Origin of the sequence: Bradyrhizobium pachyrhizi (genome assembly GCF_029714545.1) — a bacterium.
GTDB lineage: Bacteria > Pseudomonadota > Alphaproteobacteria > Rhizobiales > Xanthobacteraceae > Bradyrhizobium > Bradyrhizobium pachyrhizi.
Genome location: NZ_CP121667.1, coordinates 8,399,411 through 8,417,494, shown reverse-complemented (window position 1 = coordinate 8,417,494; position 18,084 = coordinate 8,399,411). Strand labels below are relative to the sequence as shown.

The 18,084-nt window shown below is 64.6% G+C and carries 12 protein-coding genes; 10 read left to right on the top strand and 2 right to left on the bottom strand.

Annotated elements, in window-relative coordinates; all coding sequences use genetic code 11:
• Nucleotides 1–202: 202 nt before the first annotated feature.
• Both QA639_RS39790 and QA639_RS39785 read left to right on the top strand, forming a co-directional pair.
• Nucleotides 203–4,369, top strand: coding sequence for a VCBS domain-containing protein (locus QA639_RS39790; protein WP_283088767.1), 4,167 nt, complete (start codon nucleotides 203–205; stop codon nucleotides 4,367–4,369).
• A 97-nt stretch (nucleotides 4,370–4,466) separates the two neighbouring features.
• Entirely contained in the window at nucleotides 4,467–6,701 is a 2,235-nt protein-coding gene (locus QA639_RS39785) for a CHASE2 domain-containing protein (protein ID WP_028336604.1), read from the top strand.
• A gap of 164 nt (nucleotides 6,702–6,865) precedes the next feature.
• On the opposite strand, the gene QA639_RS39780 is transcribed toward QA639_RS39785, so the two are convergent.
• On the bottom strand, nucleotides 6,866–8,473 hold the full coding sequence (locus QA639_RS39780) for an ABC transporter substrate-binding protein (protein ID WP_028336603.1): 1,608 nt from the start codon (nucleotides 8,471–8,473) through the stop codon (nucleotides 6,866–6,868).
• A 209-nt stretch (nucleotides 8,474–8,682) separates the two neighbouring features.
• On the opposite strand from QA639_RS39780, the gene QA639_RS39775 reads away from it, so the two are divergent.
• The 7 genes from QA639_RS39775 (at nucleotide 8,683) to QA639_RS39745 (ending at nucleotide 16,133) form a co-directional block, all read left to right on the top strand.
• On the top strand, nucleotides 8,683–10,335 hold the full coding sequence (locus tag QA639_RS39775) for an ABC transporter substrate-binding protein (protein WP_050382519.1): 1,653 nt from the start codon (nucleotides 8,683–8,685) through the stop codon (nucleotides 10,333–10,335).
• Between the two features lie 198 nt (nucleotides 10,336–10,533).
• Entirely contained in the window at nucleotides 10,534–11,487 is a 954-nt protein-coding gene (locus QA639_RS39770) for an ABC transporter permease (protein ID WP_050382524.1), read from the top strand.
• Nucleotides 11,488–11,579: 92 nt separating this feature from the next.
• On the top strand, nucleotides 11,580–12,467 hold the full coding sequence (locus QA639_RS39765; RefSeq protein ID WP_038377791.1) for an ABC transporter permease: 888 nt from the start codon (nucleotides 11,580–11,582) through the stop codon (nucleotides 12,465–12,467).
• A 3-nt stretch (nucleotides 12,468–12,470) separates the two neighbouring features.
• A complete protein-coding gene (locus QA639_RS39760; RefSeq protein ID WP_283088766.1) occupies nucleotides 12,471–13,544 on the top strand; it encodes an ABC transporter ATP-binding protein in 1,074 nt (357 codons plus the stop codon).
• The gene (locus QA639_RS39755) at nucleotides 13,541–13,750 is read left to right on the top strand and encodes a hypothetical protein (protein WP_028336598.1); all 210 of its coding nucleotides are present in this window, start codon (nucleotides 13,541–13,543) and stop codon (nucleotides 13,748–13,750) included. Before QA639_RS39760 ends, QA639_RS39755 begins: the two co-directional genes overlap by 4 nt.
• Nucleotides 13,747–15,159, top strand: coding sequence for an amidase (locus QA639_RS39750; protein WP_283088765.1), 1,413 nt, complete (start codon nucleotides 13,747–13,749; stop codon nucleotides 15,157–15,159). Before QA639_RS39755 ends, QA639_RS39750 begins: the two co-directional genes overlap by 4 nt.
• Nucleotides 15,156–16,133: an ABC transporter ATP-binding protein gene (locus tag QA639_RS39745; RefSeq protein ID WP_028336596.1), complete on the top strand. Its 978-nt coding sequence runs from the start codon at nucleotides 15,156–15,158 to the stop codon at nucleotides 16,131–16,133. The genes QA639_RS39750 and QA639_RS39745 overlap by 4 nt, the downstream gene beginning before the upstream one ends.
• 97 nt (nucleotides 16,134–16,230) lie before the next feature.
• On the opposite strand, the gene QA639_RS39740 is transcribed toward QA639_RS39745, so the two are convergent.
• Nucleotides 16,231–17,139, bottom strand: coding sequence for a LysR substrate-binding domain-containing protein (locus QA639_RS39740; RefSeq protein ID WP_283088764.1), 909 nt, complete (start codon nucleotides 17,137–17,139; stop codon nucleotides 16,231–16,233).
• Nucleotides 17,140–17,249: 110 nt separating this feature from the next.
• On the opposite strand from QA639_RS39740, the gene QA639_RS39735 reads away from it, so the two are divergent.
• Nucleotides 17,250–18,044 (top strand): acyl-CoA thioesterase domain-containing protein, encoded by a 795-nt coding sequence (locus QA639_RS39735; RefSeq protein ID WP_050382531.1) that lies wholly within the window; start codon nucleotides 17,250–17,252, stop codon nucleotides 18,042–18,044.
• Nucleotides 18,045–18,084: the final 40 nt, after the last annotated feature.

Sequence of the window (18,084 nt, the reverse complement as noted above, 5' to 3'; positions counted from 1 at the left end):
CTTAAATCCCACCTTATGGTACCGTCAAGCGAATCCGAACTACACGGCTCTTCACAGCGTGAGCCAAGTCACATCCAGTCAAACCGCACTACAGGACCACCTTGCGCAAGCACAGAGTGGTTTCGTCAAGCTTTATCCGATGATATGCAGGCATAATCATTCGGATATTTTAACAATATTAACTCTCGTGCGGTGATCCGCAGTGAACTTTGTCGAGAAATTCGACGGCCTGTTGCCGAACACGGACGCTTATGCCCGTGGATACGTGCACGTCGACAGTGTTTCCACGCATGCTCCGCCCGGCGCGATCATCGTCGACGACGGGCAATTGCTGTTCACCGGCGACTTCAAGCGGACCGGGCTCGATCTCGTCATCGCGAAGGACGATCGGGAACTTGTCCTTCACGACTACTTCAAGGGCGAAAAGCGCGCGCCGCTGGCGTCGCCTGACGGCGCGCATCTCACCGGCGATCTCGTCAACGCACTCACCGGCTATGCCCAATATGCCCAGGCCGGCGGCGCGGCGGAGCCGGCCAAGGTCATCGGCCATGTCACCAAGCTGACCGGGAACGCGACGGCCATCCGCAACGGCGTCGCGATCGTCCTGAACCAGGGCGATAACGTCAACAAGGGTGACGTGGTGCAGTCCGGAGGCGACTCGACGCTCGGCATCACCTTCATCGACGGCACCGTGTTCGGTCTCGGACCGAATGCCAAGATGGTGCTGAACGAAATGATCTACGACCCGAACGGCTCGAGCAATACGTCGCTGATGAGTCTGGTCTCGGGCACGATCTCCTTCGTTGCCGGCGCGACCGCCAAGCACGGCGACATGAAGGTCGATACGCCGGTCGCGACCATGGGCATCCGCGGCACCGCGGTGCTGGTCGAGATCGATTTCGACGTGCAGGGCACCGGCGGCGTGCCGCCGGCCAAATTCCAGGTGCTGGTCGAGCCCGATGGCACCACCGGCTCCTACATCCTGTTCGACAAGACGACGCTCAATCCGATCGCGACCGTCGATCAGGCCGGCACCCAGACCATCGTCAACGGCCAGGGCAGCGTCAGCTTCGTCTCGTCGGCGCAACTGTCGACCGATGCGCAGAAGCTGATCTCCGACGTCTTCGCGCTGAAGTTCACTGACAATAACAATCCCAACACCAAGCTCACAACCAACTTCACGGACAGCGTCGTCCCGGTTTCGAGCAGCTTCAAGCTCACCGGCAGCGACGGTGGCGCGCCGATCATCATTCTGCTGACCTTCGTCAACACGACCGGCCCTCAGGCCGGCGGCGTTCCCAACAGCAGGATCGACCACATCCCGGGGCCGCCGCAGGTCGTGACCCAGGACGCGGCGTTTACCGAGCGGCCGGGGCTGACCCAAAGCGGGCTGCTCGACACTGCGACGGGCCAGATCAAATGGCTGGACCTCAATGTCGGTGACATACCGAGTGCGAAGGTCGACTATTCCGCGTTCAGCTACCGGAACGCCAACGGCAGCGACGTGACCTCATCGTTGACGGCAGCGCAGCTTGCGGCCATCAAGACCGTCGAGATCCCGTTGCTGCTCGAGCCCGATCCGAACAACAAGAATGCCGGTTCGGCGACCTGGACCTACAACCTTGCCGACAGCGCCTTCGACTTCCTGGCTGCCGGGGAAACGCTGACGCTGACCTATGTCGCGCGCGTCGATAACAATTTCGCGCCGAACAACGAGACTACGTTCAAGACCTTCACGATCACGATCACCGGCACCAACGACACGCCGGTGGTGACGTCCTCGGCGCAGGCCGGTTCGATCACCGAACTCGCAGTAACGACGAATTCCGCCCAGCCTGATACGGCGCACGGCACGCTGACGTTTACCGATGCGGATCTGACCGACACGCATACGGTCACCATCACCGGCGTCACCGAGACCGGCGTCACCACCGGACTTGCCGGCCATGCCACCGTGCTGACCTGGCTTTCGCTGGGCGCGCTGACCGATTCGACCGATGGCGTGACGGGATCGCGCTCCTGGACGTTCTCGGCCGCCGACAGGAGCTTCGACTATCTCGCCACCGGCGAGACGCTGACGCTGACCTACACGGTCGAGATCGACGACCATCAGGGCGGCGTCGTCACGCTGCCGGTCACCATCACGATCGTCGGCACCGACGACAGGCCGGTGATCACCTCGCCGACCCAGGCGGCCGCCATCACCGAAGCCGAGGAGACGACCGGTTCGGTCGTGCCGGATACCGCATCCGGTACCGTGACCTTCGTCGATGTCGATCTCAGCGACACCCACAGCGTCACCGTGGCCGGCGTCACCGAAACTGGCGTGACCACGGGGCTTCCCGATCAGGCGACGATACTGGGCTGGATGTCGCTCGGCACGCTGACGGATTCGACCGGCGGCGTAACCGGATCGCGCGCCTGGACCTTCTCGGCCGCCGACAGGAATTTCGACTATCTCGCTGTCGGCGAGACGTTGACGCTGACTTACCTGATCCAGGTCGACGACCATCACGGCGGCGTCGTCACCCAGCCCGTCACCATCACCATCACGGGCACCAACGACGCGCCGACGTTCACGTCGGAGCCGCCGACCGCCACGGTCCCCGAGATGATCGGCGAGACCGGATCGATCAAGCTCGACGTGGCCCAGGGCGCGGTGACATTTGCCGACGTCGATCTCAGCGACACCCATATCGTGTCCATCACCGGCGTCGCGGAATCCGGAACGACCACAGGCCTGCCTGAGGACGAGTCCATCATCCTGAACTGGCTCTCGCTGGGGATGCTGACCGATTCGACCGGCGGGATCGCCGGATCCCAGGCTTGGACCTTCTCGGCCGCCGACCGCAATTTCGATTATCTTGCCGACGGTGAGACACTGACGCTGACCTATACGGTCGAGGTCAATGACCATCATGGCGGCGTGATCAGCCAACCGGTCACGATCACGATTACCGGCAGCAATGACGCGCCGATCGTCACGTCGGTGCCTCAGGCGGCCATCATCCCCGAACAACCCGATACGACCGGTTCATCGACGCTGGACAACGCATCCGGCACCGTGACGTTCACCGATGTGGATCTCAGCGACACCCACACCATGACCATCACCGGCGTCGCCGAATCCGGGGCGACCACGGGCCTGCCCGACGAGTCCACGATCCTGAACTGGCTGTCGCTGGGGACGTTGACAGACGCGACTGGCGGTTCAATCGGATCGTCGACCTGGACGTTCTCGGCCGCGGACCAGAATTTCGACTATCTCGCCCTCGGCGAGACGCTGACGCTGACCTACACGATCCAGATCGACGACCACCATGGCGGCGTCGTCAACGAGCCCGTGACGATCACGATCAACGGCGCCAACGACGCGCCGACACTCGCCGACTTCAGTGCCGGCACGCTCACCGATACCGCCGATAACGACACATTCGGCACGCTGACCGGCACGCTCCATGGCAACGACGTCGACCATGGCGAAACCGCAACGCTGACTTATGCCGCACTCAATTCGGATCACGCCGCGGTCACGCAGACCGCAGGCCTCTACGGCTCGCTGACCGTCAACCCGGACGGCACCTACAGCTATGTTCCCGATGCCGCCGCGATCAACGCGCTCGGCAAGGGCACCTATGCCGACACGTTCGATGTGGAAACGATCGACGCGCATGGCGCTATCGGGACTGCGAAGCTGACGATCGACGTGATCGGCGCCAACGACGCGCCCGTGATCCACACCGACAACGTCAGTATCACCGAACATCCCAACGGGACCGAGACGATCTCCGGCCTGACCGTGACGGACGCCGATGCGACGTCCGACGAGACCTTCTCCATGGCCGCGGTGACGACGCCCGGTGCGGGCAGCAGCGTTGCGCCTTCGTCGCAGGAGGGGCTTCTCTCCGGCATCAACACCGCGCTTGGATCGCCGGGCCTCGTTTACAACCCCGGCCAGACAGCTCCAGCGACCGACAAGATTGCGCTCTCGGCGACCGATGGCCATGGCGCAACCGATACGGTCAATTTGATCTTCAACGTCCAGCAGGACCCGCCGCAGCCGGTGACACTGACGGGGACCAGCGACAAGGACGTGTTCTTCGGGTCGGGTTATCAGGACAAGTTCGTGTTTGCGCCGAACTTCAACCACGACACGATCCTGAACTTCACGCCAGGCGAGGACCAGATCGACCTGTCCACGGTCGTCTCGGCAAGCACCTTCAGTACCTGGTTCGATCAGCATGTTGCGACATCGCCGACGAATTCGGCGGATACGCTGATCACGGTCGACGGCGCAGACACGATCACATTGCACAATGTTGCGAAGGCGAGCCTGTCCCAGAACGACTTCATCATTCATTTTCCGTGACGGACGCCCGGCCGTGCCCCGCGGGTCTGGTCCGGCTGATTGTGCACTGCGTGCTTGCTCGATTGGAACAATTCTGCGCGCGTGATATCCAGATGGCATGAAACGGCTGAAGGCGATACGCAGGTGGTTCGCACGGCGCTTCGGCTACGCGCGGCTGGTCTGCGTGGCGCTGTTGATCGGCATTGCCGCGCTGCGGATCGTGGATCCGGCTCCGGTTCAGGAGCTTCGCGTCAGGACGTTTGACACATTCCAGGCGCTGCAACCGCGCCAGAAGACCGCGCGGCCCGTCACCATCGTCGACATCGACGAAAAGAGCCTCGCCGATCCCCGGCTCGGACAGTGGCCGTGGCCGCGGACCCGGCTCGCCGACATCGTCACCAATCTCACCCGGCTCGGCGCCGTGGTGATCGCGTTCGACGCGGTGTTCTCCGAGCCGGATCGTCTCAACCCCGATATCGCCGCCGATACCTTCAGCAGCCTCGATGAGGAGATGCGCGCCAGGCTGCGGCAACTGCCGAGCAACGACAGCATCATGGCCGAAGCCATCAAGAACTCGCGCGTGGTGCTCGGCGAATCCGGCGGACCCAACGTGCGCGCCGACCTCAACGAAAAGCTTCCGGTCACCGGACTTGCGATGCTCGGCGAGGAGCCGCAGCCTTTCATGTTCATGTTCCCGGGGTTGCTTCGCAACGTACCGGTGCTCGAGGAGGCGGCCGCCGGGCGCGGCCTGTTCACGATCAGGCCGGAGCGCGACGGCATCGTCAGGCGCGTGCCGATGATCATGGTGGCGCAGGGCATCACGATGCCGTCGCTGAGCTTCGAGATGCTGCGGGTGGCGAGCGGCTCGGGCACGATCCTGATCAAGGCCGACAAGGCCGGTATCAAGAGTCTGGGTCTCAAGGGCTTTGCGATCCCGACCGATCTCCACGGCCAACTCTGGATCCACTACGCCCGCCGCGATCCCTCGATCTATGTCTCGGCGGTCGATGTGCTGGACGGGCGCGTCTCACCGGACCGAATTGCCGGCAAGCTGATCGTGATCGGCACCTCAGCGACCGGGCTGAACGACATCAAGACGACGCCCGTGACGCCGGCGATGCCCGGTGTCGAGGTCCACGCCCAGGTGCTGGAGAGCGCTCTAACCGGCGATGTCGTTTCGCAGCCGAATTACGGCATCGGCATCGAATTCTTCGCCGCACTGATCATGGGACTCCTGGTGATCGCCTTCGCGCCGAAATTCGGTCCGATCACGCTGGTCGCCGTCGGCGGAATGTTTGCCTCGGTGCTGATCGGCACCTCCTGGTATTTCTATTCCCAGCACCGGCTGCTGATCGATTTCACCTATCCGCTGATGTCGACCACGGCGATCTATCTCACGCTGATCTTCTCCGCCTTCGTGCGCGAGCAGCAGCAGCGCCGGCAGATCAGGTCGCAATTCGTGCAGTACATGTCGCCCGCGCTGGTCGAGCAACTGGCGCAGTCGCCGGAGCGGCTGGTCCTCGGCGGCGAGGAACGCGAGATGACCATCATGTTCTCGGACATGCGCGGCTTCACCTCGATCTCGGAAACCTACAAGAGCAATCCGCAGGGCCTCACGGCGCTGATGAACCGTTTCCTCACCCCGCTTTCCAACGCGATTCTCGCCCGCAAGGGTACCATCGACAAATATATGGGCGACGCCATCATGGCGTTCTGGAACGCGCCGCTCGATGACAAGCAGCACCAGCTCAACGCCTGCGATGCGGCGCTCGACATGCTGGAGCGCGTCGATGACCTCAACCGTGAGCGCGAGCAGGAGGCGAAGGATGGCGGCCACGTCTATGTGCCGCTCAACATCGGTGTCGGTCTCAACACCGGCTCCTGCGTGGTCGGCAATATGGGCTCCGATGTGCGCTTCGACTATTCGGTGTTCGGCGACAGCGTCAATCTGGCCTCGCGGCTCGAGGGGCAGTCCAAGGAATACGGCTTTCCGATCATCGTGGGATCGAAGACCGCGCTCGCGGTGAAGGAGAAGCTTGCGATCCTCGAGCTCGACTTCATCATGGTCAAGGGCAAGAAGGAGCCCGAGGTGATCTATGCGATCGCCGGCCGCGAGGATGTCGCGAACTCCGGCCGCTTCCAGCGGCTGCGCAACCTGACCATCGAGATGCTCGCCTGCTACCGCGGCCGCGATTGGGACGGCGCGCTCGCCGCGATCGAACGCGGCCGCAAGACCGACGAGGCGCAGACGCTGCAATATCTCTACCGCCTCTACGAGGCGCGCATCCACGCCTTCCAAAAGGAGCCGCCGCCCGACGACTGGAACGGCGCATTCGCGTTGACGACGAAATAGCCGACGCAAACCCGATGTCGTCCCGGCCGAGTGCGCAATTGCGCACGGGGGGCCGGGACCCGTAACCACGAATGGCCGTTGACGGAAGATCGTCTCGCCGCATGCCCATTGCGGCGGCGGCGGCGTATGGGTCCCGACTTTCGCCGGGACGACGATAGGGAGATTTACTCCAGCCCGATCTGCGTCAGATCCTGGAACCAGTGCTGCGCCTGCACGAAGGTCTTCACCTTCGGCGACAGCGCGTGCGGATTGGTGTCGTGCACCACCCACACCAGCGCGGCATCGTCGACGATCAGCGCGTGCGCCTGCGCCAGCAGCGCATCCTGCCTGGTGGTATCGAAGGTCTGCTTGGCCTCGTCGATCAGCGCATCGACCTTCGGGTTCTTGTAGCCGCCCCAGTTGACGCCGACCGGCGCCACCTGGCCGGAGTGGAAGAACCGCACGATGGCGTAGAGCGGATCCGACGTGACATAGGCGATGTTGTTGGCGGTGATGCCGGCATTCATCTCGTCCGCGGCGCCCTTGCGCCAGTGCGTATATAATGTCTCGAGCTCGACCACCTTGAAGTCGATATCGATGCCGATCTCCTTGAAGCTCTGCTGCAGGAACTCGTTCATCGGCAGCGACAGCATCTGCCCGGTGCCGCCCTGGGCGATGATGAAAGTCGTCTTCAGCGGCTTGTCCATCGAATAGCCGGCTTCCTCCACCAGCTTCTTCGCGGCCGCGAGGTCGTATTTCAGTTCGAACGTCGGCTTGCCGAACCACGGGCTCGACGGATCGACCTGGCCCTTGGCCGGCTTGGCGAGGCCGTTCATCAGGCCAACCACCGCGTCGCGGTCGATCGCGAGGTTGAGCGCCTTGCGCAGGCGGATGTCGGTCCAGGGCGAGCCCGGCAGCACGCTCAAGTGATAGTTCCAGACATGCGGTGTCACGTTGTCGACGATCCTCATGCCGGCGGCCTTGAGCTGCGGCACGGCGTCGGGCGCGGGCGTTTCGATCAGGTCGACCTGGCCGGCCAGCAGCGCGTTGGTGCGGGTCAGCGCCTCCGGCATCGGAATCAGGATCATCTTGTCGACCTTCGCAAGCCGCTTCTTGTCCCAATAGTCCGGGTTCTTCGTCAGCTCGGCGAGCTCGCGCGGCACCAGCTTGGTCAGCTTGAACGGACCGGTGCCGGAGGGCTGGCTGGCGAACTTGTCCCAGTCCTTGCCGAGCTTTTCATATTGCGCGGGGCTCGAGACCAGGAACCAGAGCATCTGATAGGGAAAGAAGGAGTCGACCGTCTTGGTGGTGATCTCGATGGTGAAATCGTCGACCTTGGCGTAGCTCGCAACCGAAGGCAGGCGGGTCTTGACCTGCGCGCTCTGCCGCTTGTCGAATTGCGGTGCCTTGTCGTTCAGCACCTTGTCGAGATTCCAGATCACCGCGTCGGCATTGAAGTCGCTGCCGTCGTGGAATTTGACGCCTTTGCGCAGCGTGAAGCGCCATTTGGTCTTGTCGTTGTCGTCGACCTTCCATTCGGTCGCGAGCCCGGGCACCAGCTTGCCCGGCCGGTCGGCAACATCCATCTCCCAGGCAACCAGCGGATCGTAGATCGTGTAGGCGGTGAACTGGTAGGCGCCCGCGCCGCGATCGGGCTGGCCGGTGGTCAGCGGAATGTCGGCCATCGAAATGCCGTAGCGCACAATGGACTCTGCTTGCGCGGATGTGCCCGGCCAGCCCGCGGTCAAGGCAAGCGTCATTGCCGCCATCAGGATCGAATTGCGCGCACGCATATGAAGGCTCCGTTGGAAAGACGTTGGAGCCAAATCCTGCAAGCATGATGCCAGAATAGGCATCTTCGCTTCGTTCAGGCGCGAGGTGGGAAGAAATGACGCGCCCGGCGGTTATTTGCTGATGAACTATTCCCCTTGGCACAGGCATTGCATACGCTTGCCCAAGAAATAATCACCAAAACGTCACCAGACTCGAAGGGGCTGCTCAGATGCGTAACAGGAAAACCAATGCGACGGCGATCATGCTGGCGCTTGCGATAGCCACGGGCGTGCCGGCGATTGCCGGCGCCGAGACCGTGCTGCGCATTGGCATGACCGCTGCCGATATTCCGCGCACGCTCGGCCAGCCCGACCAGGGTTTTGAGGGCAATCGCTTCACGGGTCTGACGATGTATGACGCGCTGACGATGTGGGACCTGTCCTCGTCCGACAAGGCAAGCGCGATGATCCCCGGCCTCGCGACCGAGTGGAAGGTCGACGATGCCGACAAGACCAAGTGGATTTTCAAGCTGCGCCCCGGTGTCACCTTTCATGACGGCTCGCCGTTCAACGCCGACGCCGTGGTCTGGAACGTCGACAAGGTGCTGAAGCAGGACGCGCCGCAGTACGATGCGAGCCAGGTCGGCGTCACCGCCTCGCGCATGCCGACGCTGGTCTCGGCGCGCAAGATCGACGAGATGACGGTGGAGCTGACCACCAAGGAGCCGGACAGCTTCCTGCCGATCAACCTCACCAATTTGTTCATGGCGAGCCCGGCCAAGTGGCAGAAATTCTACGACAAGGCCGAAGGCGCCGATGCCAAGGCGAAGTCGCAGGCCGCGTGGGCCGCGTTCGCCAAGGATGCGTCGGGCACCGGCCCCTGGAAGATGTCGAGCTTCACCCCGCGCGAGCGGCTCGAGCTGGTGAAGAACGAGAGTTACTGGGACAAGGCACGGGTGCCGAAGGCCGACAAGATGGTGCTGCTGCCGATGCCGGAAGCCAACGCCCGCACCGCGGCGCTGCTGTCGGGACAGGTCAACTGGATCGAGGCGCCGGCGCCGGACGCGCTGCCTGAAATCAAGCAGCGTGGCTTCAACCTCTATTCCAACGAGGAGCCGCATGTCTGGCCTTGGCAGTTCTCGCGCGTCGAGGGCTCGCCGTGGAATGATATCCGCGTCCGCAAGGCGGCCAATCTCTGCATCGATCGCGAGGGGCTGCGCGACGGCCTGCTCGCCGGCCTGATGGTGCCGGCGACCGGCACGTTCGAGCCCGGTCATCCCTGGCGCGGCAACCCGACCTTCCAGATCAAGTACGACAAGCCGGCCGCGCAGAAGCTGATGCAGGAGGCGGGCTTCGGTCCGAACAAGAAGCTGACGGTCAAGATCCAGACCTCGGCATCGGGCTCCGGCCAGATGCTGCCGCTGCCGATGAACGAGTATCTGCAACAGGCGTTGGCTGAGTGCTACTTCGATGTGCAGCTCGACGTCATCGAGTGGAACACGCTGTTCACCAATTGGCGGCGCGGCACCAAGGATCCGACCGCCAACGGCTCGAACGCCATCAACGTCACCTATGCCGCGATGGATCCGTTCTTCGCGCTGGTGCGCTTCCTGCAGTCGGGCATGGCGCCGCCGGTGTCGAACAATTGGGGTTTCAACAACAACCCGAAGTTCGACGAGCTGGTCAAGAAGGCCCGCCAGACCTTCGAGCCGGCGGCGCGCGACGCCGCGCTCGCCGAGCTGCATGCGGCCTCGGTCGACGACGCGGCCTTCCTCTATGTCGCCCACGATGTCGCACCGCGCGCGATGAGCCCGAAGATCAAGGGCTTTGTGCAGCCGAAGAGCTGGTTCGTCGACTTCTCTCCGGTCACGGTCGCGCCGTGAGGCGCTAGTCGCGCAATAGGTGCACCCTCTCCCCTTGTGGGAGAGGGTGGCTTCGCGAGAGCGAAGCCGGGTGAGGGGTTGTCTCCGCGGACCGCCTCCCTGAGATGAAATGATTGTATCCGCGGATCGAAAACCCTCATCCGGCGCGCTCGGCGCGCCACCTTCTCCCACAAGGGGAGAAGGAAGAAAGAACGCAACGTGTTCGCCTATACGTCCAGACGGATCGTCTACGTCATTCCGATCGTGCTCAGCGTGGCGCTGGTGTGCTTCCTCTTGGTGCACATCACGCCCGGCGACCCCCTGGTCGCGGTGCTGCCGGCCGATGCCTCGCAGGAGCTCGCCGCGCAATTGCGTACGGCCTATGGCTTCGATCGCCCGTTGCCGGTGCAATTCGGTCTGTGGCTGTGGCGTGCGATCCATGGCGATCTCGGCAATTCGATCGCGACCGGGCGGCCCGTCCTGACCGAGGTGATGCGCGCCGTCGGCAACACCGTGATGCTGGCGATCGCGGCCGCGATGATCGGCTTTACGCTCGGCCTGCTGTTCGGCCTGATTGCCGGCTATTTCCGCGACACCTGGGTCGACAAGGTCGCGACCTCGGTTGCGATAGCCGGCGTGTCGCTGCCGCATTATTGGCTCGGCATGGTGCTGGTCATCATCTTCTCGGTGCAGCTCAACTGGCTGCCCGCGGTCGGTGCCGGGCCAGGCGGCTCCGGCGCCTGGGCGTGGGACTGGGAGCATCTGCGCTATCTGGTGCTGCCGGCGATCACAACCTCGGTGATCCCGATGGGCATCGTCACCCGCACGGTGCGCGCGCTGACCGGCGACATCTTGAGCCAGGACTTTGTCGAGGCGTTGCGCGCAAAAGGCCTGCGCGAGACCGAGGTGTTCCGCCACGTCATCAAGAACGCGGCGCCGACAGCGCTCGCGGTGATGGGTCTGCAGCTCGGCTACATGCTGGGCGGCTCGATCCTGATCGAGACCGTGTTCTCCTGGCCGGGTTCGGGCCTGCTGTTGAACTCGGCGATCTTCCAGCGCGATCTGCCGCTGCTGCAGGGCACGATCCTGGTGCTGGCGCTGTTCTTCGTACTGCTCAATCTCTTGGTCGACATCGCGCAGGCCGCGATCGATCCGCGCATCAAGCGGAGTTAGAGCATGATCCGGAAAAGTGGGAACCGATTTTCCCTCGCGGCAAACGCGGATCGCGTTTGCGCGGAGATCATGCTCCAACAAGGAGCGAGCGCATGAGTGCGATGTCAGATACCGCATTGCAAGCCGTCCCCGCGACCAAGGCGCGCGGCTACTGGGCGACGGTTGCCCGCCGCATCAGGCGCGACAAGATCAGCATGGCCTGCGCCATCATCCTGGTGCTGATCTTTGCCTCGGCGCTGCTGGCGCCGTGGCTGCATCTCGCCGATCCCTATCAGGGTTCGATGATCCGCCGTCTTCGCCATATCGGCACGCCGGGCTATCCGCTCGGCACCGACGAGCTCGGCCGCGACATGCTGGCGCGGCTGATCTATGGCGGGCGGCTGTCGCTGGTCATCGGCATCCTGCCGGTGATCTTCGCCTTCGTGATCGGCACCTCGCTCGGCCTCGTCGCCGGCTATGTCGGCGGCAAGCTCAACACCGCGATCATGCGCACCGTCGACGTGTTCTACGCCTTCCCGTCGGTGCTGCTGGCGATTGCGATCTCGGGCGCGCTCGGCGCCGGCATCACCAATTCGATCGTGTCGCTGACCATCGTGTTCGTGCCGCAGATCACCCGCGTCGCCGAAAGCGTCACCACCGGCGTCCGCAACATGGATTTCGTCGAGGCGGCGCGCGCGTCCGGCGCCGGCCCCTTCACCATCATGCGCGTCCACATGCTCGGCAATGTGCTCGGCCCGATCTTCGTCTACGCCACCGGCCTGATCTCGGTGTCGATGATCCTTGCCGCCGGCCTGTCGTTCCTCGGGCTCGGCACCAAGCCGCCGGAGCCGGAATGGGGCTTGATGCTGAATACGCTGCGCACCGCGATCTACGTCAATCCGTGGGTCGCGGCGCTGCCGGGCGCGATGATCTTCGCGGTCTCGATCTGCTTCAATCTGCTCAGCGACGGCATGCGCAGCGCCATGGACATCAGGAATTAGAGCATGAGCGACGCCAATCTCTCCGTCGATATGCTGGAGCCGGTCGCCGACATCGGCGGCGCCGCGCAGCCGCTGCTGCAGGTCAAGGGACTGACCAAGCATTTTCCGGTGCGCGGCGGGCTTTTCAGTCCGCGCAAGACCGTGCGCGCCGTCGACGACGTCACCTTCGCGGTCATGAAGGGCGAGACCGTCGGCATCGTCGGCGAATCCGGCTGCGGCAAATCGACCACGGCGCGGCTGTTGATGCACCTGATGGCACGCGATGCAGGCGACATCATCTATGACGGCCGACAGGTCGGTCCGTCACTCTCGCTGCGCGATTTGCGACGCGGCGTGCAGATGGTGTTCCAGGACAGCTACGCCTCGCTCAACCCGCGCCTCACCATCGAGGAATCGATCGCGTTCGGGCCAAAGGTCCACGGTATGGCAGACGACACGGCGCGGACGCTGGCGCGCGAGCTGCTCGGCAAGGTCGGCCTGCGGCCGGAGATTTTCGCCAACCGCTATCCGCACGAAGTCTCCGGCGGCCAGCGGCAGCGCGTCAATATCGCGCGTGCGCTCGCGCTGTCGCCGCGGCTCGTGATCCTCGATGAGGCGGTCTCTGCGCTCGACAAATCGGTCGAGGCCCAGGTGCTCAACCTGCTCGCTGACCTGAAGCGTGAATTCGGCCTGACCTATCTCTTCATCAGCCACGATCTCAACGTCGTCCGCTACATCTCCGACCGCGTGCTGGTGATGTATCTCGGCGAGGTCGTCGAGTTCGGCCCCGTTGATGCGGTCTGGGATGCACCGGCGCATCCCTATACCCGCGCGCTGCTGGCGGCGATGCCGTCATCCGATCCCGACAAGCGCACCGAGGTGCCGCCGATCTCGGGCGATCCGCCCAATCCGATCGATCCGCCGCCGGGCTGCCGGTTTCACACCCGTTGCCCGTTTGCGGAGCCGCTCTGCGCAAACGACACGCCAAAACTCAGCGATCTCGATACAATGGGCCATCAAGCGGCGTGCTACATGGCCATTCCTGGCTCGGGGCACAGCCGCGCGCCGGCAAAAGCAAAAGGAGAAAACGCGGCATGACCAGACCTACGCCCAAGGATGTCAAGGTGATCGCGCACGTCGCCGACGTGCCTGCCGACGACGAAGTCGCCACCCGCATCGCCAATTCGATCGGCCCGGCATTCGACGGCTTCGCGCCGATCTCCGGCACGCTGCCCTTCGATCTCGAACCCGCGAGCTTCCTGCTGGCGCAGATCGCGCAGAAGACTGAGAAGGTGTCGAAATGAGCTCTGATCCGGCCCTGATGACGCTGACCGCGGTCGCCAAGGCGATTGCCGACAAGAAAGTTTCCTCGCATGAGGTGACGCGCGCCGTGCTGCATCGCATTGCGGAATGGCAGCCGCGCCTCAACGCCTATATGGCGATCGAGTCCGAGCAGGCGCTGGCCGCCGCCACGGAGGCCGATACCGCGCTCGCCAGGGGCAATAGTCGCGGTGCGCTGCACGGCGTGCCGCTGGCGCACAAGGACATGTACTATGACGCCGGCAAGGTCGTGACCTGCGGCTCGCTGATTCGCCGCGACTTCGTACCGAAGACGACCGCGACCGCCCTGCAGCGGCTGAAGGATGCCGGACAAGTCCGCCTCGGCTCGTTGCAGATGGTCGAGTTTGCCTATGGGCCGACCGGCCACAACGTGCACTACGGCGCGGTGCGCAATCCCTGGAACACAGAACACATCACCGGCGGCTCCTCGTCGGGCTCGGGTTCGGCGGTTGCCGCGCGGCTCACCTTCGCGGCGCTCGGCTCCGACACCGGCGGTTCGGTGCGCATGCCGGCGCATTTCTGCGGCGTCACCGGCCTGAAGACGACGGTCGGCCGCGTCAGCCGTGCCGGTGCGATGCCGCTGTCGCAGTCGCTCGATACCGTCGGTCCGCTGGCGCAGACCGCGGAAGACTGCGCGCTGCTGCTCGGCCTGATGGCCGGCGCCGACCCCGAGGATCTGACGGCGTCGACGCAGCCGGTGCCGGACTATATGGCCGCGACCAAACAGTCGCTGAAGGGCCTGAAGATCGGCGTGCCGACGGCGTTCTATGTCGACGACCTCGATCCCGAGGTGGCGCGTATCCTGGACGAGAGCGTCGCTACCTTGAAGAAAGAGGGCGCCGAGATCGTCAAGGTCGAGCTGCCCGATCAGCGCCAGCTCTCTTCGGCATCGCAACTGGTGCTCGCGGTCGAGGCTGCCGCCTTCCACAAGCGCTGGATGATCGAGCGGCCGCAGGATTACGGCGCGCAGGTCTTGATGCGGCTGCAGAACGGCCTGACCATTCCGGCGGTCACCTATCTCGAGGCGATGCGCTGGCGTGGCCCCGCGCTCGCTGCGCACAACGCAGCCGTCAGCGGCGTCGACGCGGTGATTGCGCCGTCGTCGCCGGTGCCGGCACCCACGATTACCGAGAGCGATGTCGGCAATGGTCCTGGCGCCGACGCGGTGCTGCAGCGCCTGACGCGGTTCACCCGCCCGGTCAACTATCTCGGCCTGCCGTCGCTCTCGATTCCCTCCGGCTTCACCAAGGCGGGTCTGCCGGTCGGCATGCAACTGATCGGCCGCTCCTTCGAGGAAGCGGTTCTGCTTCGGATCGGCGCCGCCTTCCAGCGCGCGACCGATTTCCACGCCAGGATACCCAAGCTCGCATGACCAACCTCGTCGAGATCAACAACCTCAACATCCGCTTCACCGGCGATCGCACGGTCCATGCCGTGAACGATCTCAGCCTACAGCTCGGCGAGGGCGAGGTGTTGGGGCTGCTCGGCGAGTCCGGCTCGGGCAAAAGCGTGACGTTGCGCGCGTTGATGCGGCTGTTGCCGAAGAAACGCACGCAGATCTCCGGCAGCGTCAAGGTGCTGGGACAAGAGGTGCTGGCGATGGACGACGAGGCGCTGTCCGCATTTCGCGGCCAGACCGTCTCGATGATCTTCCAGGAGCCGGCGCTGGCGCTCGATCCGGTCTACACCATCGGCCGCCAGATCGCGGAGACGGTGATGCGCCACGAGGGCAAGAGCGAGCGCGAGGCTACCGCGCGTGCGCTCGAAATGCTCGAGGTGGTGCGGATCCCCTCCGCGAAGCGACGGCTGGACTCCTATCCGCACGAGATGTCGGGCGGCATGCGCCAGCGTGCGATGATCGCGCTGGCGCTGGCCTGCAAGCCGAAGATCCTGCTCGCGGACGAGCCGACCACGGCGCTCGATGCCACCGTGCAAATCCAGATCCTGCTGCTGCTGCGCGAATTGCAGCGCGAGTTCGGCATGTCGGTCATCTTCGTCACCCACGACATCGGTGTCGCAATCGAAATCTGCGACCGCGTCGCGGTGATGTATGCCGGCCAGATCGTGGAGCAGGGCGCCTTGCGCGACATCGTGCGCTCGCCGGTGCATCCCTATGCCAAGGGCCTGCTGGCCTCGACCATTCACGGCGCGATGCGCGGCCAGCGGCTGGAAACCATTCCGGGCACTCCGCCCTCGCTCGATCACGCGCCGGCCAGTTGCTCCTTTGCACCGCGCTGCAAGTTCGCTGAGCCGCGCTGCAGCGAGAGCCTGCCGCCGAGTGTGCAGGTCGCTCCCGGCCGCCTGGCACGGTGCATCCTGGCCGAGCCGGCGTCCGTCACGGTCTAAAGCGCGATGAGATTAGGTTGAATCGTCATCGCGCCTTCGCTCTTTGTTTGAGCATGATCTTTTCGGAAAACCGCTTCGCACTTTTCCGGATCATGCTTTAGCTCGCCCGTGCGACCGCGTCGGCAATCCAGCGCCGCACCGCGGCGATGCGGCGGTCCCGCGCCTGCTCGGTGCGGGAGACCAGGTAGATCGTCTCGCTGTGTGCGGCCTCGAACGCAAACGGCGCCACCAGCCGCTTGCCAAAGCCCGGCCGCGCCTTGATCAGGGGCGCGATCGCAATCGCGACGCCGAGCCCGTGTTCGGCGGCCTCCAGCATCGCCGGCACGCTGTCGAGCCACAGATGTCCGCGCGGAGCGAGATTCGGCAGCCCGGCCTCCCTCAGCCAGGCCGGCCACGCCCGCGGCTGCGTTGTGACATGGATCAGCACCTCGCGCGACAGGTCCGCAGGGGTCCGAAGACCGGCCTTGACCAGCGCCGGCGTGCAGATCGGCAATCCTTTGACCTGCACCAGCGGCTCGACCTTCAGCCCGGTGGCATGTTCCCGCCCGTAGCGGATCGCGACATCGACGCGCGATCCGTTGAAATCGGCATATTGGTGCGTGGCCTCGATCCGCAGCGTCAGTTGCGGATGGCGCCGCTTGAACTCCGGCAGCGCCGGCAGCAGCACGGCGCTGGTGAAGAACGGCAATGAGCTGATCCAGAGCTCGCCGCTGGCCTCGCCGCGTTGCCGCAGCATGTCACGGCTCGCCTCCTGCAGCGTCGCCAGCGCGGCCGACACTTTTGCAAGGTAGCGCTCGCCGTCGTCGGTCAATTGCACCGAACGTGCGCCGCGGACGAACAGCTTGGTGCCGAACTGCTCTTCCAGCCCGCGGATCTGGTGGCTGATCGCCGACGGGCTCAGCGACAGGTCTCGCGCGGCGCGCCGGAAGCTGAGTTGCGTAGCCGCGCGCTCGAAGGCGAGCAGCGCCGGCAGCGGTGGGATCACGCGCGGATCGGGGGCATCCAATGGGTGAATCCTGCTCACCTGAAGTGATGAATGGCCTTTTGTCATGGCCGCTATTCTTGGATCAGATTGGCCGAACGCTCAATCCTGCTCATCTCAGGGGATCATTCGCCTTGGCCATCTTCGAACCGCTCGCCACGCCCCATCACTGGAAGCCGGCGGCGCTGGCGGCCGGGCCGTTCACAGGCCTTCAGGGCGGGGCGGTCGCAAGCCTGCTGACCGGCGAGGTCGAGGCCATGGCCGGCGCGCGCAATTGGGGCACCGCGATCTCGGCGGCGGCCTGGTTCCTGCGGCCGACACCAATGACGGAACTGCGCACGCAGGTTACCGTGGTGACCGAAGGCGGCCGGGTCAGCGTCGTCGACAACACGCTCTGGCCGGCCGGTGAGGAGCAACCCTGCGCGACGGTGCGCGTGACGCTGTCGCGCGAGCGTGCCGTCGAGGTCCCGGGGTTTTACGGGAGCTCAGCCGATCCGGTGGATCCCACGGCATTTCCGTTGCGCAGCCCACACGCCGTCCATGGCCGCAGCTGGTTCATGGATGCGATGGAAGCCCGTGCCGGCGGCGATACCGCCTGGTTTCGCTTGCATCACGCCGTCATAGCGGGCGCCGGTCCGCTGGCGCGGGTGCTCGGCCCGGCTGACTGGACCCACGGCATCGCGCGGCCGGTCCAGAACGTGGTGGCAGACCCCAATCCGAACCTCGCGGTGCAGCTGTTCCGGTCACCGCGGGGCGCCTGGATCGGCGTTCGCGCCGATGCGCGCTGGCGCCCGGAGGCCGGGCTCGGCGTCGGCAGCGGGGTGTTGCTCGATGTGGATGGCGAGATCGGCCGGGTCTCGATGTCGGTCATTCTCGTGCCGCTTCCGGGAAGCGCGCCCGCGCGAGGCCAGGGTTCCGCCGCCGGTTAACCCTAATTTATTCCGTCAACTGTCGGTGCGATCACAAAAT

Coding starts and splice junctions, on each gene's coding strand:
- QA639_RS39780 (WP_028336603.1), bottom strand. CDS start 8,473: ATGCGTGCGCGCAATTCGATCCTGATGGCGGCAATGACGCTTGCCTTG.
- QA639_RS39745 (WP_028336596.1), top strand. CDS start 15,156: ATGACCAACCTCGTCGAGATCAACAACCTCAACATCCGCTTCACCGGC.
- QA639_RS39755 (WP_028336598.1), top strand. CDS start 13,541: ATGACCAGACCTACGCCCAAGGATGTCAAGGTGATCGCGCACGTCGCC.
- QA639_RS39750 (WP_283088765.1), top strand. CDS start 13,747: ATGAGCTCTGATCCGGCCCTGATGACGCTGACCGCGGTCGCCAAGGCG.
- QA639_RS39765 (WP_038377791.1), top strand. CDS start 11,580: ATGAGTGCGATGTCAGATACCGCATTGCAAGCCGTCCCCGCGACCAAG.
- QA639_RS39785 (WP_028336604.1), top strand. CDS start 4,467: ATGAAACGGCTGAAGGCGATACGCAGGTGGTTCGCACGGCGCTTCGGC.
- QA639_RS39760 (WP_283088766.1), top strand. CDS start 12,471: ATGAGCGACGCCAATCTCTCCGTCGATATGCTGGAGCCGGTCGCCGAC.
- QA639_RS39775 (WP_050382519.1), top strand. CDS start 8,683: ATGCGTAACAGGAAAACCAATGCGACGGCGATCATGCTGGCGCTTGCG.